Below are 16125 nucleotides of genomic sequence, written 5' to 3' on the forward strand. Positions count from 1 at the left end.
AGATTCGAAGTTCGGGGTTTGAGAGCATTAGGGTTTAATTAATCTAACTTCTAATATCTCCAATTTTTCATAAATACATTTTACATCAGTACATAAATACATTTTAAATGGACAACGAATTAAAAAAAAGAGACCGGGCTGTCAACTGGCATCCGTATACTCAGATGAAAACGGCTGATGATGCTATTCCTATCATCAGGGGAAAAGGAGTATACCTTTATGATAATGAAGGAAAAAAATATATTGATGCAGTTTCTTCATGGTGGGTTACCTTACACGGACACTCCAATCCATATATTGCTCAACGTGTATTTAACCAGCTGAATACCTTAGAGCAGGTTATTTTTGCAGGTTTTACTCATGAACCGGCTATACAGCTTTCGGAAAATTTACTAAACCTGCTTCCTGAAAATCAAGGGAAAGTTTTCTACTCGGATAATGGATCAACGGCTGTAGAAGTAGCATTAAAAATGTGTATCCAATATGCTTATAATCAAGAAAAAGCAAAAACGAAAATACTGGCTTTTAAAGATGCTTATCATGGGGATACTTTCGGTGCCATGTCTGTAAGTGGAAGAAGTGTATGGACGCAGCCTTTTGGAGACATGTTGTTTGAAGTTATCTTTATTGAAACTCCTAATTCTGAAAATCTCGAAGCATTAAAAGATCAGATTGAACATATCGCTGATGAAGTGGCATGTTTTATCTATGAACCTTTAATACAGGGAGCAGCAGGAATGCTTATGCATTCTCCGGAAGACCTGAGTGAATTGATGAAGTTTTGCAGGGCAAAAGAAATTATTATGATTCAGGATGAAGTTTTTACAGGATTCGGAAGAACCGGAAAGCTGTTTGCGGCAAACCATCTTTCCGAAAAACCTGATATTATGTGTTTTTCAAAAGGATTAACAGGCGGTACCATGCCAATGGGTATAACCACTTGTTCAGGTGAGATCTTTAGTGCGTTTTTATCTGATGACAAATATAAAACGCTATTTCATGGTCATTCATTTACGGCCAATCCTCTGGCATGTACTGCAGCATTAGCCAGTATGGAACTTTTATTACAGGAAAATACGCAATTTGCGATACAGAGAATAAGTAAACAACATACTGATTTTACAAAAATCCTTAGTCAGCACCATCTTGTTAAAAATGTACGTCAGACTGGAACCATTTTAGCCTGGGAATTGAGTACAGATCATGAGACTTCTTATTTTAATGAAATAGGAAAGAAGGTGTATGATGAGTTTTTATCAAGAGGAATTATTATGCGCCCGCTTGGAAATGTAATGTACCTGGTTCCTCCATATTGTATCACTTCTGAAGAGCTGGATTTCATCTATACAAATATCGTAGAAGTCCTTAACCTATTTCTAAAACAGAAATAGTCCATACTCTCGCTGCTGGCATAAACTCAACAGATTAAAAAACACAAAATCCAAATCTGCTCAATCTGCCCGATCTGCGAGAGTATATTTTTAAACTTATCTTTATTTTTTATTTCCTGTAGATCTGCAGATGGCGCAGATCTTATCTAAAATCACAGAATTGAAATCAATCTATTATTACACTTAAGCAAGGCGAAATCTAATTTAAAAACCTGCTTAATCTGCAAAATACGTGATAACTGTTGATCAATTACCCTTTTCTTTGTAACAATATTCATAATTTTGCTTTCTACAGAATTCAATAATTTTAAACGATTGACTATGGAAGATCTTAATTTTGAATCCAATTCATTACTTGAATTATATACTCATTTAAACCTGACGGTAAACCTGATTGATGCCACGGAGGGATTTTCTGTTTTTAATTTAAAAGATATTGGTTTTAAACTTCCTTATCAATCAACTTCCTACCGTCCGAACTTTTTTTCCTTTCTGTTTATAAAAGATGGTTCCGGACATTATACGATCGATGAATATACATTTGAAGTAAAACCTCATTCTGTATATTTTACAAACCCCAGCAACTACAGGACTTTTGGATGGGATAAAATTGAAGAGATCTACCTGATCACCTTTGATGAAACCTTTCTGAAAAAGTATATCAGCAAAGAAATCTTCGATTATTTTCCTTTTTTATTGACTGAAAAGATCAAACCTAAAACCGTTACAGATGAATTCTATGAAAAAGCAGAGCATATCTATCTTCAGATTCACTCTGAATATATGACCAATTCTTCAGAGAAGTATAAAATTATCGGTCATTTACTTGCTGTTTTATTTTATAGGATAAAAGAATATTTCTGGCAGGATTACGATCCTATTTATGAAGGTAACAGAAGTTCACAGATTGTAAAATCCTTCAAACAGCTTTTAGAAAAACATTATCGGGACTTAAGCTCAGATCAGGTAGAAACAGTCTTCAGAGTCCAGGATTATGCCAACGCACAAAATCTACATCCTAACTATCTAAGTTCTGTTATTAAAACCAAAACAGGAAAACCTATTGCTACATGGATTGCTGAAAAGACAATTTCTGAAGCTAAATCTTTATTAAAAAACTCTAGCATATCCATTAAGGAAATCACATATAAACTTGGGTTTTCTGAAACAGCCCACTTCAGCAATTACTTTAAGAAACATACCCATACTACACCAGTTCAATATCGAAAAGAACTGAAAGTAAAGTAATAATACTTTCCAACACATTTGAAATTTGCAAATAATGCTTTATTATTTGCAACAAATACCACTTGTTCTCAATCTACCTTTGTCATGTAAAATTAAAACATCAAAAAAGACATGAACAATTTATCAGGAAAAGTAGTATTAGTAACAGGAGCTTCAAAAGGAATAGGAGCTGAAGTTGCCAAAAAACTAGCAGAAGCCAATGCGAAAGTAATCGTAAACTACGCAGGAAGTAAAACGGAAGCTGAAGCTGTAGTCAGTTATATCAAAGAAAATAATGGTGATGCTATTGCAATACAGGCAGATGTAAGTAAGACGGAAGACGTAAAATCACTTTTTGATCAGGCTATCGCTCATTATGGTAAAATAGATGTATTGGTAAACAATGCAGGAGTGATGATCACTAAAACCATTCTCGAAACTACAGATGAAGAATTTGACCGCCAATTTAATATCAATGTAAAAGGGGTCTTCAATACCCTTCGTGAAGCGGCGACTAAATTAGCAGACAAAGGAAGTATCATCAATTTTTCAACATCTGTTAACCGATTGATGTTACCAGGATATGCAACATATGTAGCAACAAAATCTGCGGTAGAACAGCTCACAAGAGTTTTCTCAAGAGAGGTCGGAAACAGGGGAATTAATGTTAATTCAGTATCTCCCGGACCTACAGCGACAGCACTTTTCCTTAATGGAAAACCACAGGATGTGATCGACAGACTTGCTTCATTAAATCCTTTTGGAAGAATTGCAAAAACCGATGATATCGCAAGTGTAGTTGTATTTCTCGCTAGTGATGAAGCCAAATGGATCAATGCTCAAAATATTGGAGTAAACGGAGGAATGGCTTAAATAATTAAGAGATGAAAGTTAAGAGTTTCGGAATCCGGGTTTAACTAATCTATTAATATTTAACTTCTGATTTTTCAATTACTATCTCTTGCTTTTAACCCTCTGCTTTCAATTCTTTATTCTTTATTCTCTCTACTAATTAATATAAAAATAAAAAAATGAACAATAATTTACACGGCAAAACAGCCTTAATAACTGGCTCTGCCCGAGGATTGGGAAAAGCTATCGCAGAACGATATGCCGCTTTAGGAGCAAATATCGTTATCAATTATTCTAAAGACAAATCATCAGCAGATGAAGTGGTTTCCAATATTAAAGCGATGAATGTAGGCGTAATTGCAGTACAGGCAGACGTAAGCAAAGTAGCTGAAATAGAAAAACTTTTCAATGAAGCTAAAAAAGCTTTTGGAAAAATAGATATTGTTGTTGCTAATGCAGGAATAGAAATGGTAGAAACTCCTGTAACAGAATTTACTGAAGAGCAGTTTGACCGTTTATTCAGTATCAATACAAAAGGAGCCTATTTTACCATGCAGCAGGCAGCTAAAAGTGTAGAGAATAATGGCCGTATTATTTATATTGCTTCCAGTACGACAGCTTTTCCTGTTCCCGGGATGGCAGTGTATGGCGGAAGTAAAACAACACCGAGGTATATGGTAGATGTTCTTTCGAAAGAAATTGGACACCGTGGCGTAACCGTTAATTCTATTATCCCTTTTGCAGTAGACCACTCCGGTATTTTTGCTGAAGAAAACAGTTATCCCGAATTAAGAAAATCGTTAATAGACAGCTGTCCAATGGGTAGACTGGCTGAAGTAGAAGATGTAGCCAATGCTGCAGAATTCTTTGCCAGCGAGATGTCCTCATTTGTCAATGGGCAGCATTTATTAGTAAACGGAGGAGCTACTCAGTAGTTTTCAAACTTTTTTCAGAGCCCCGTTTCGGCTTGTTTTTCGCTCATTTCGGTTTATTCAGACTTTGTGAAAGTATAGAAATTTGCAGTGTACTTAAAAACAAAAAAATGAATAAAACCGTATTAATCACCGGAGCATCATCAGGTATTGGAAAAGCTGCTGCACACTATTTTGCAAAGAATAACTGGAATGTTATTGCCACTATGCGAAATCCTGAAAAAGAAAAGGAACTGAATCTATATGAAAACGTACTGGTTACTGAGCTTGAAGTAACAGAGGAAGATTCCATTCATAGTGCGATCCAGCAAGGAATCGATCAATTTGGAAAAATTGATGCTGTCATCAACAATGCGGGATATGGGCAACAGGGGATTTTTGAGGCCGTAACTCAAGAAAAGATCAAAGCTCAATTTGATGTTAATGTTTTTGGAGTTATGAATGTTACCAGAGCTATTTTACCTCATTTCAGAGCCCATAATTCGGGTACCGTTCTAAATATTACCTCAGGAGCAGGTAGGGTAACAACACCGTTACTTTCTATTTATAGTGCTTCAAAATTTGCTGTTGAGGGGTTTTCAGAATCATTGGCATTTGAACTTAATTCTCAAAATATTAAAGTTAAAATTGTAGAACCCGGATATATTGCTACCTCCTTTTATGAAAGAGCCAATGAAGAATTTGCATTCGATCCTACATTGGAAGATTATAAAGATTTCTCTGAAGAAATGGCATCATTTTTTAAATCATTTGAAGGAGGTGACAATTTATTCTCATCAAATGATGTGGCCAAAGTGATCTATACAGCAATTACAGATGATACCAATCAGCTCCGTTATACTGCAGGTCCCGATATCGAACCATTATTTGAGATCCGCAACAGCAAACCGGATCAGGAATATGTAGATTATCTTAGAAAAATATTTATGCCTAATGGGTTTAAAAATTAATATAAGACTTATAAAAGTCTGCAATAAACATATTGCAGACTTTTTAGCTTATTTTCCTACTTTTGTAGGTAGAGTCTGCAATGGGAATGAGATTAAAATTACATTTTCTTATTATAATTAAAACGCTATCAAAATGATTGATCAGTCTATAAAAAAGAGCAATCTGACTTACTTTGATTCCATTTCAGAATTGACCAAGGCTTTTGGTATTCCACAACCATTACACCCTTTAATTGTTTTGTTTGATCATGACAAAGTTTCTTCAGAATCAGAAGTGCAACAATTGGTTACAAATTTTTATATGTTATCTTATAAAAGTAACCTTAAAGGGAAATTAAAATATGGACAGGGACATTATGATTTTGATGAAGGAGGATTAATTTTTGTTGCTCCCAATCAGGCATTATCAGTGGTCGATGGAAAAGACTTGTGCAAAGGCATGAGTATCTTTTTCCATCCAGATTTCCTACTGTCTTATCCGTTAGGAAAGACCATTGCCAAATATGGATTTTTCTCTTATCACATTAATGAAGCCCTTCATTTATCGGAGCGTGAAAAATTAAAAATCATCAGTATTTTTGATGATATAAAGCAAGAGCTGGATTCATCAATTGATGAGGTAAGTCAGGATCTTATCGTTTCCTATCTGGAGGTACTTCTTAATTACAGCAATAGGTTTTATAAACGTCAATTTATTACAAGGAAGCCTGTAAATCATACCATTATCGAAAAATTTGAAGATCTTTTATCAGATTATTTCAATGATGAAATATCTTTAAATAAAGGTTTGCCAAGTGTGAAATATTTCTCAGATAAACTGAATCTCTCTTCAAACTATCTGGGAGATTTATTAAGAAATAACACAGGTTTAAATACTCAGCAACACATTCATTTAAAGCTCATTGACAAGGCTAAAGAAAAATTAACTTCAACTGATCGCAGTATTTCTGAGATTGCTTACGAATTAGGTTTCGAGCATCCGCAGTCTTTCAATAAATTATTTAAAGCAAAAACAAAACAGTCTCCGCTACAATACAGGCAGTCTTTGAATTAGATATCGGGTGTGGCTCATTTTTTGGATATTCCTTCTAAATTAATTTCTATGTTATCCATATTTCTCTTAGAGCTTAACTGGAAAGAATTATTAATGGGACACGAAGAATGGTCATTTATCCTGGAAATCATTCTGCGTACAGCCATTATGTTTTTAACAATCATTATTGGACTTCGGATTTTAGGTAAAAGAGGAGTGAAGCAGCTTTCTATCTTCGAACTTGTTGTTATAATTGGTTTGGGTTCTGCAGCCGGTGATCCTATGTTCAATAAAGATGTTGGAATTATATCTTCCATTATTGTTTTTATAGTTATTATTCTGCTTTACAGCATTGTCACTTTCTTAATAGGGAAGTATAAAAAGATTGAACAGATCATCGAAGGGAAATCTATATGTCTGGTTCAGAACGGTCAATTTTCAATTGATAATTTCAAAAAAGAAAACCTGGGCAGTGATGAATTTTTTGCTGAATTAAGATTAAAAGGAATCTCCCAACTTGGACAGATTGAAATGGCTATAGAAGAAATTTCCGGAGAGATCAGTGTATTTTATTTTGAAGATATCAATGTAAAATATGGGCTTCCGATCATGCCCGATTCCCTGGAACAAACAATCAAATATATTGATACAGAAGGGCATTATTCCTGTACTTTTTGTGGTCATACAGAAATAAAACACCCAGGAAAGGCTGGAAATTGTTCTGTTTGTAAAAAAGATGAATGGGTATTGGCAAGCAATAAAAAAAGAATCACATAAAAAATCCCTGCTTTTTTCCATATATTTGTTATTCTTATGTACGTCTATTTAAAATCGGCGTAAAAAAGTCACTAATTATTAATCCTTTTTTTAACATTAGTTCTATCTTTATATGGTCTTTCTGTATAAAGTAATGGAAGAATACTTATAAAAAACAGTCAAATACCCAATAGCCACCCGTGAAGATTCACAATAAAAGAAAATACCTTAGTTTTCTTAAATTTAAAAGAGACTTTCAAAAATATGGTCTCGAAAAAGTTCGCAGTTATGAGCTTATTCTTCATTGGTTAAGTAGCAGGTTAAGCCGTAGCCAATTTCTTATTCTTTCGGGTATTTTAGTAGGATGTACTGCCGGACTGGCAGGTGTGATTCTAAAAACTTTAGTCCATACCATCCACTATTTCATTGTCAACAAAGTTCATTTTGAATATCAGATCCTTTTCTATATTGTTTTTCCTTTTTTAGGGATTGTACTGACAACGAGTATTGTACTTACCTTATTTAAAGGGCAAGACAGAAAAGGGATCGGAGCCATTCTTTATGAAATTGCTCAAAATTCCAGTATTGTTTCTTCTGTAAAAATGTATTCACAGATAGTTCAGAGTGCAATCACAGTTGGACTTGGGGGATCTGCCGGATTGGAAAGTCCAATTGCTGTTACCGGTGCCGCTATTGGCTCTAACTATGCTCAGACCTACCGGTTAGGATACAAAGAAAGAACTTTACTCTTAGCGGCGGGAGCTACGGCGGGTATTGCATCTGCATTTAATGCTCCGATAGCAGGGGTGATGTTTGCATTTGAAATACTGCTGACAGGAGTTGTTTTTTCAGACTTTATTCCATTAGTGGTTGCTGCAGTATGTGGAAGCCTTTTATCAAGGATATTACTTCAGGAGGACATCCTTTTCAGATTTCATACCAGAGAATCATTTAATTATCATAATGTTCCATATTATTTAATACTTGGAATAGTAACCGGTTTATATGCGCGGTATTTTGTGGTTATTTCCCAAAAGGTCGAGCATTTTATTAAAGCGCTTAAAGTTTCCCGTATCCGTAAAGCTATGATCGGAGGAGCCGCACTGTCTTTACTCTGCGTATTATTTCCGCCATTATTTGGAGAAGGCTATGAAACTGTAAAAGACTTCACCAATGGAAATGCACACTCGATCATAGAAAATAGTCTTTTCAGATATTTTGAGATAGGAAACTGGACTGTTATTTTATTTCTTGTTCTTATCTGCCTCTTAAAAGCTTTTGCTACTTCTATCACTATTTTCAGTGGTGGGAACGGAGGTAACTTTGCTCCGTCGTTATTTGCCGGGGGTACAGTAGGTTTTCTTTTTGCCATGATCTGTCAACAAATTGGTTTTGAAGATGTACCTGTTACCAACCTTGTTCTTGTCGGAATGGCTGGAGCAATGAGTGGAGTATTGTATGCACCTCTTACTGCCATTTTCCTTATCGCTGAATCCAGTTTCGGATATGATCTATTTATTCCGTTAATGATCGTTTCTGTGATGTCATATCTAATGGCAAAATGGTTTTCACCAATATCTCCGGAATTAAAAAACATGGCTGATGAGGGAAAAATATTTACGCATGAACATGATAAAAACCTGATGTCTTCTCTCCGTACAAAAGATTTGATTGATATAGATTCTCAGATCGTTAATTATGATGCACCCATTAATGATCTGTATGAATTAATTAAAAATGGGAAAAAGAATATATTCGCAATAGTAGACGATGAAAAAATGCTCAAAGGAATCTTAACCTTAGATGATATACGTCCACTTCTTTTTAACCGGGACAAAGATGTATCATTTACAATCCAACAGATCATGAAAGCACCACCCGCTGTTATTCATCCTGAAGATGAGCCTTTAAAGATCATTCAGGTTTTCGATGAAACAGGAGTGTGGAATTTACCTGTTGTAGATGTACATAATCGATTTATAGGATTTATTTCAAAATCTACCGTTTTAATGAGTTACAGAGAATTACTAAAAGAATACTCCGACTAAAACTTTTTCATTTACCGAAACAATATTTGATACATTTGTACTTATGAACATCCTAATCATAGAAGATGACCAAAGAGTAGCCCAACTTACGCAAAGAGGTTTGGAAGAACAGGGTTTTATGGTAACGTTGGCTTATGATGGGCTTTCAGGAAAAAAATTAGCATTACAAAATGATTATGCTCTGGTCATTACAGATATCGTTCTTCCTAAGATGGATGGTATTGATCTTTGCAGGGAAATACGTCAGATCAAACCAGATTTAGCGATCATTATGCTTACTGCTTTGGGAACAACAGACGACAAGGTGGAAGGTTTTGATGCTGGTGCAGATGATTATCTGGTAAAACCCTTTGAGATGAGGGAATTATTGGCACGCATCAGGGTTTTATTAAAAAGAAATAATAAATCATCCAAAAACCTGGGCTTTATTTTGCGATATGCTGATCTTGAAATGAATCTCCATACCAAAATGGTCAAAAGAAATACTAAAGATATTAATCTTACTCCCAAAGAATTCAAATTACTGGAGTATATGCTGCAAAATCCAGACAGGGTTTTATCTCGTGTAGAGATTGCTGAAAAGGTATGGGACACCCATTTTGATACCGGAACCAACTTCATAGACGTGTATATTAATTATTTACGAAAGAAAATTGATAAAGATTTTGATCAAAAGCTCATCCATACCAAATCTGGTATGGGATTTATCCTTAAATTAGAGTAATGCAAATCAAAACCCGGCTTACCATATTATTCACCATTATTACAGCAACTATTTTATTGATATTTGCATTTGTAATCTACTTCTCTGCAAGCAAAAGTCGTGAAACTGAGTTTTATGCACTTTTAAATAAAGAGGCCTTTACAAAAGCAAATTTGTTTCTCAAGGCAAAGGTAGATAAACGAACTTTGCAGGAGATCTATCATAACAACCGTAAAACATTAAATGAAGTAGAGGTAGCCATTTATAATACTGATCATCAACTTTTGTATCATGATGCAGTAGATATTGATTTCGTAAAAGAAACTCCAGAAATGCTTAATGAGATCAATTCTAAAGGCTCCATAAGCTTCTATCAGAATAGCTGGCAGGTAATTGGAGTAGTATATCAGCATCAGGGGCAAAAATACCTTGTTACCGCTGCTGCCTATGACCAATATGGATACAGTAAGGTTAATAATTTACTAAAAACAATCGTCATTGTATTTATATTCTCAATCATTATCATCTTTCTGGCTGGAAGAATATTTTCCAGAAAAGCATTTCAGCCTGTCAATGAAATGACAGAAAAAGCAAGAAACATTTCAGCGACCAATCTTGATCTGCGTTTAGAAACCACCGGAAATAAAGATGAACTGTCCCAACTTGCCAATACATTCAACGATATGCTGGATCGTTTGGAAAGTTCTTTTGATGCTCAGAAAAACTTTGTATCCAATATTTCCCACGAATTAAGAACACCACTTGCGGCGATTATTACCGAGCTGGAACTTTCTATTTATAAGGACCGAACTACTGCTGAATACAAAATGGTAATCAATAACGTATTGGATGATTCTAAAAGACTGGTTCGCTTATCCAATAGCTTATTAGATTTTGCCAAAGCAAGCTATGATCCTACCGAAATTTCATTCAAGCCTGTAAGGATCGATGAGATATTACTGGATGCCCGCCAACAGGTTCAAAATTATAACCATAATTATAAAATTGATCTTAATTTTAAAACTGATATTGATGATGAAAATCAAATTTCAGTTAATGGTAATGAATACCTCTTAAAAGTAGCATTTGTCAACCTTCTTGAGAACGGCTGCAAATTTTCTGATGATCATAAAAGTACGGTCTCCATTATATTCAGTGATGATCAGGTGATTCTGGCATTTTCTGACCTTGGAATAGGTATTTCAGAAAAAGACATGAACTTTATTTTCGCGCCATTTCACAGAGGGGAAAATAAAGAATTTGCAGATGGTAATGGGATAGGGCTTCCGCTTACCAAAAAGATTGTTGATCTTCATAAAGGTACGATCAATGTATCTTCACAAAAAAACACAGGAACTACTTTTACTGTGGAATTACCCCATTTATAATTTCTCTAATAAAATTCTAATTTTTTTCTACAGATTCTCTAACCGGGTCTAAGGCAGATAGTACAGACCTTTGTGCCAGCAAATAAAAGAAGAGGACTCATGGGAATACTGGAATTTACAATAAGACTTTTAAGCGGAATGTTATTAGGTTCCGCCATTGGTATCGAAAGACATTGGCGTCAAAAAAGTGCGGGTTTGCGTACCAATACTTTAGTCTCCCTTGGCGCAACAGCCTTCATTCTTCTTTCTATAAAAATAGGTGGTGATGCTACCGGAAGAATTGCTTCATATATTGTGAGCGGTATAGGCTTCCTCGGTGCCGGAGTTATCATGAAAGACGGACTCAATGTACAGGGACTTAATACTGCTGCAACGATATGGTGTTCTGCTGCAGTAGGTGCCTTAAGCGGCATGGGTTTACAAATGGAAGCCGCAGTAGTTACCGTTACCGTTATGTTTACTCACATTATTCTCCGCCCGATAGGGATTCAGCTCAACAGATTAAGCTTCGTGAAATCCGGCAATGTACAAACCGATTATCTCTTTACCATAAAATGTACGGCAGAAGTAGAAAATCATATCCGGGTATTGCTAATGCAAATGCTGGGTAACGATGAAAAACTATTGCTTAAATCCTTATCGAGCGACGATACTGACAATAATGTCATCATCACCGCGGTCATCGTAACAGCAACACCCCAGGACAGTCTTATCGAACGAACGGCAAGCCGCCTTACTATTGAAGAAAAAGTACATAAGGTCAGTTGGGAGATTATAGGAACCCAATCGGAATTATAATCTCTTTTTACCCTTCAGGAAATACTGCCATCTCAGGCAATCTTATCAATATTCATTACAACAAACATCAGCTTCTATGAAGCAGGGTATTCTATTCCTTTAACTCATAAACAAAATGAGGAATCATGTTAAAGCTAAAAGAAAAAATTAAAAATCCATTTCATTCCGTGATTAATTCTGACGGAATGAATGTAGGAACTATTACTAAGCTGCAGAATGCATCCAGCCAGGATGATAAATTCGTATTCGCTATGCTGGAAACCAGTGAGGAAGGCATAACAAAAATAACGGCGGATGAACGTAAAGCCAGATTTGGGCATAATGAAATTCAGCACCAGAAAGCTCCAAAATGGTATATACAGCTGCTAAAAGCTTTTGCTAATCCATTTATTTATATCCTGATGGCTATTGCATCGGTATCATTTCTCATTGATGTATGGCTACCTTCTGCAGAAGAACGGGATTATAAAACAGTGATCGTTGTATCTATTATGATACTGATCAGTACTTTGCTGCGTTTCATCCAGGAATACAGAAGTAACAATGCTGCCGAAAAACTGAAAAGTATGGTCAAAACGACAGCTACTGTTCTTAGAAAATTTCAAGGTAAACAGGAAATACCGATCAGCGAGCTCGTTCCGGGGGATATCATTTATCTGTCTGCAGGAGATATGATTCCGGCTGACTGTAGAATTGTCGTAAGTAAAGATTTATTTGTGAGTGAAAGTATGCTTACAGGCGAAGCATTACCCGTAGAAAAAAACCATCTTCCTATCCGTAATGCTGAAAATAAACAGGTTATCGAACTGAACAATCTCTGCTTTATGGGAACCAATGTTGTTAGTGGTTCTGCAACTGCTGTCATTGTGGTTACCGGAAGCTATACCTATTTTGGAAGTATCAGTAAATCCATCACTGGAGAACGTCCTGAAACCAGCTTCGATAAAGGAATTAATAAAGTTAGTTTTCTATTGATCCGCTTTATGCTGGTTATGGTTCCTGTGATATTTTTAGTCAATGGACTTGCAAAAGGAAACTGGCTTGAGGCATTATTGTTTGCTATTGCTGTTGCCGTAGGATTAACTCCCGAAATGCTGCCTATGATCGTTACTGCTAATCTTGCCAAAGGTGCCGTAAACATGAGCAAGCGTAAAGTCATTGTAAAAAGATTGAATTCCATTCAGAATATTGGGGCAATGGATATCCTTTGCACTGATAAAACAGGAACCCTTACGCTAGATAAGATCGTTCTTGAAAAACACCTAAATGTACATGGAATAGAAGATGATGAAGTGTTGAAATGGGCTTATCTCAACAGCTATCATCAGACAGGACTGAAAAACCTTTTAGACAAAGCTGTTCTGGAACATGTTGGACTTCATGACTATCTTAAAGTAGAAGAACAATATCTTAAAATAGACGAGATCCCATTTGATTTTCAACGCCGCAGAATGTCTGTTATCCTGAAGATGAATAATGGGAATCATTTACTTATCTGTAAAGGAGCTGTCGAAGAAATGCTGGAATTATGCAGCAAAACTTTTGACCCTGGAGACAACAGAAATATCCATATTGAAAATGATAAAGCTGTTCCCATGGATGATGCGATGCGCAAGATCGTTTTGAAAACTTCAAAAAAAATGAATGAAGAAGGACTACGTGTGATTTTGGTTGCCATCAGAGAATTTGACGCTTCAAATCCGCTTACGTACACATTAGAAAGTGAAAAAGATCTTACCCTAACAGGTTTTATTGGTTTTCTGGATCCTGCTAAACCATCTGCTAAACCAGCAATTGAGGCTTTACAAAAACTAGGCGTTAGTGTAAAAGTACTCACCGGAGATAATGAGATTGTTACCCGCAAGATCTGTAAAGATGTTGGGATTCCGGTACATCATATTATTAACGGAAGAGATCTGGATGAAATATCAGATGAAATATTGGCAGAAAGAATGGATTCAGTTTCTGTATTTGCTAAACTAAATCCTTTGCAAAAAGTTAGGGTAGTACAGGTTTTACGCAGCCAGGGACATACTGTTGGTTTTATGGGAGATGGAATTAATGATGCAGCAGCCCTCAAAGAATCCGATGTAGGGATCAGTGTGGATACTGCTGTTGATGTAGCGAAAGAAAGTGCTGATATCATCCTTCTCGAAAAAGACCTTATGGTACTAAGAAAAGGAGTGATCTATGGGCGAAGAACCTTTGGAAATATCATTAAATATATCAAAATGACAGCAAGCAGTAATTTCGGGAATATGTTCAGTATGTTGGGAGCCAGTGCATTTCTTCCATTTCTTCCAATGCTGCCGGTTCATTTACTGATCCAGAATTTATTATATGATATCTCACAGATTTCTATTCCCTGGGACCGAATGGATGAAGAGTTTTTAGAAACCCCTAAAAAGTGGGATGCAGGCGGAGTGGCTAAGTTTATGTTCTTCATAGGACCAATAAGTTCAATCTTTGATTTTGCAACATTTGCGGTTATGTATTATGTATTTAAAGCAAATACAGCTGAACATCAGACCTTATTCCAGACAGGATGGTTTGTTGAAGGGCTACTCTCACAAACCCTGATCATCCATATGATCCGGACGAGAAAAGTACCTTTCATACAAAGCTGGGCTACAGCACCTGTGGTTGCTTTAACCTCATTGATTATGATCGTAGGAATTCTTTTGCCATTTTCTCCTTTTGCCACCGCATTAAAAATGCAGCCTTTACCGCTGAGTTATTTCCCTTGGCTATTAGGGATACTCACTTGTTATTGTCTGCTTACTCAATGGATAAAAACATGGTTCATCAAGAAATTCAATGCCTGGCTATAATCACACAAAGAAGCTGTTTTGTTTAAAACGGTTTCATTTAAAAAATAAACAATTAAAAATATTAACGTAATGACGATCAAATCAAAACGATTGAGGAGCGGTATGCCAACAATGCTCATACTTACTACAGCCTCAGTGATCCTTTACTCCTGCAGTGGTAAAAAAGAACCGTCTGAAAATACGAATTCTTATATTACCAAAGGAGACACTATTGCTCTGCAAAAAAACTCTCCAATTACTTCTAAACTGAAATTATATACGGTAAAGGAAGAAGAATATAGTCCCAATCTTATCACGGTCGGAACAGTTAAGGCCATTCCCAATACCTATGCTGAAATAGCTTCCCCATTTGCGGGAAGGATCTTAAGATCCTACGTTAAACTGGGACAAAAGGTGATACCTGGATCACCTTTGTTTTCAATAAGTTCTATAGATTATTTTGCAGCACAAAAAGACTATCGTGACGCTCAGCAGGAATATCACCAATCGGAGCTTAATCTTAAACGTCAACAGGATCTTTTAAAACATGGAGTAGGCATACAACGAGAAACTGAAGAAGCTGCTACTGAATATCAGATAAAAAAAACAGCACTTTCCAACGCTTCTGCAGCATTAGAGATTTTTAAAAACACTGGTAAAATGTCTGCCAACACACCATTAGTTGTCGTATCACCAATTAAAGGAGAAGTCGTAACCAATAATATTGTGATAGGGCAGTATTTAAAAGAAGATGCACCTCCGATTGCGGTAGTTGCTGAATTATCCAAAGTCTGGATTGCGGGGCAGGTGAAAGAAAAAGACATCCGTTTTCTTCAGAATCTTACTGGAGTGGAAGTAAATATCAGTGCCTTACCTGATCAAAAAATTACAGGAAAAATATACCATATCAATGAAATTGTAAATGAAGAAACACGAAGCGTAGAGGTTTTGGTGGAATGTGATAATAACGAGCGTCTTTTAAAACCCGGAATGTTTGTGAATGTAAAATTTACCAATACTTCAGAAAAGAAAATCTTTGTCCCTGCTAAAGCTGTCCTTCAGTTCAATGACAAAAATTATGTTCTGGTACAGACATCAAAAAATGAGTATGTAAAAAAATATGTAGTAACAGGGATCACAGAAAATGATAAGATTCAGATTACAAATGGATTAAACTCTGGAGAAACCATTATCAGTGATGGAGCTTTTTACTTATTAGATGCTAAATAAAAGACTC

General features: G+C 35.8%; 13 protein-coding genes. All 13 read left to right on the forward strand.

Going from position 1 to position 16125, the window contains the following annotated elements:
• Positions 1-107 precede the first annotated feature (107 nt).
• The 13 genes from bioA to NG806_RS05195 all read left to right on the forward strand — a co-directional run bounded on the left by bioA (position 108) and on the right by NG806_RS05195 (position 16118).
• Positions 108-1391 carry an adenosylmethionine--8-amino-7-oxononanoate transaminase gene (gene bioA, locus NG806_RS05135; protein WP_261512204.1) on the forward strand — a complete coding sequence of 428 codons (1284 nt, stop codon included), beginning with the start codon at positions 108-110 and terminating at the stop codon, positions 1389-1391.
• A 321-nt stretch (positions 1392-1712) separates the two neighbouring features.
• The gene (locus NG806_RS05140; protein ID WP_261512206.1) at positions 1713-2639 is read left to right on the forward strand and encodes a helix-turn-helix domain-containing protein; all 927 of its coding nucleotides are present in this window, start codon (positions 1713-1715) and stop codon (positions 2637-2639) included.
• Between the two features lie 111 nt (positions 2640-2750).
• Positions 2751-3491 (forward strand): SDR family oxidoreductase, encoded by a 741-nt coding sequence (locus NG806_RS05145; RefSeq protein WP_261512207.1) that lies wholly within the window; start codon positions 2751-2753, stop codon positions 3489-3491.
• A gap of 158 nt (positions 3492-3649) precedes the next feature.
• Positions 3650-4405 carry an SDR family oxidoreductase gene (locus NG806_RS05150; protein ID WP_214824942.1) on the forward strand — a complete coding sequence of 252 codons (756 nt, stop codon included), beginning with the start codon at positions 3650-3652 and terminating at the stop codon, positions 4403-4405.
• Positions 4406-4512: 107 nt separating this feature from the next.
• On the forward strand, positions 4513-5352 hold the full coding sequence (locus NG806_RS05155) for an SDR family oxidoreductase (protein WP_261512210.1): 840 nt from the start codon (positions 4513-4515) through the stop codon (positions 5350-5352).
• Between the two features lie 133 nt (positions 5353-5485).
• Complete coding sequence (locus tag NG806_RS05160) at positions 5486-6406, forward strand: helix-turn-helix domain-containing protein (RefSeq protein ID WP_214824938.1); 921 nt, start codon at positions 5486-5488, stop codon at positions 6404-6406.
• Positions 6407-6454: 48 nt separating this feature from the next.
• Entirely contained in the window at positions 6455-7162 is a 708-nt protein-coding gene (locus NG806_RS05165) for a DUF421 domain-containing protein (RefSeq protein WP_214824935.1), read from the forward strand.
• A gap of 179 nt (positions 7163-7341) precedes the next feature.
• A complete protein-coding gene (locus NG806_RS05170) occupies positions 7342-9189 on the forward strand; it encodes a chloride channel protein (protein ID WP_214824933.1) in 1848 nt (615 codons plus the stop codon).
• A 43-nt stretch (positions 9190-9232) separates the two neighbouring features.
• Positions 9233-9913, forward strand: coding sequence for a response regulator transcription factor (locus NG806_RS05175; protein WP_214824931.1), 681 nt, complete (start codon positions 9233-9235; stop codon positions 9911-9913).
• Positions 9913-11280 (forward strand): HAMP domain-containing sensor histidine kinase, encoded by a 1368-nt coding sequence (locus NG806_RS05180; RefSeq protein WP_214824929.1) that lies wholly within the window; start codon positions 9913-9915, stop codon positions 11278-11280. The genes NG806_RS05175 and NG806_RS05180 overlap by 1 nt, the downstream gene beginning before the upstream one ends.
• 99 nt (positions 11281-11379) lie before the next feature.
• Positions 11380-12078, forward strand: coding sequence for an MgtC/SapB family protein (locus tag NG806_RS05185; protein WP_214824927.1), 699 nt, complete (start codon positions 11380-11382; stop codon positions 12076-12078).
• A gap of 125 nt (positions 12079-12203) precedes the next feature.
• The gene (gene mgtA / locus NG806_RS05190; RefSeq protein ID WP_261512212.1) at positions 12204-14909 is read left to right on the forward strand and encodes a magnesium-translocating P-type ATPase; all 2706 of its coding nucleotides are present in this window, start codon (positions 12204-12206) and stop codon (positions 14907-14909) included.
• Positions 14910-14978: 69 nt separating this feature from the next.
• Positions 14979-16118 carry an efflux RND transporter periplasmic adaptor subunit gene (locus tag NG806_RS05195; RefSeq protein ID WP_261512213.1) on the forward strand — a complete coding sequence of 380 codons (1140 nt, stop codon included), beginning with the start codon at positions 14979-14981 and terminating at the stop codon, positions 16116-16118.
• Positions 16119-16125 lie beyond the last annotated feature (7 nt).

The sequence above is a fragment of the Chryseobacterium paludis genome, from assembly GCF_025403485.1.
GTDB classification, from domain to species: Bacteria; Bacteroidota; Bacteroidia; order Flavobacteriales; family Weeksellaceae; genus Chryseobacterium; species Chryseobacterium paludis.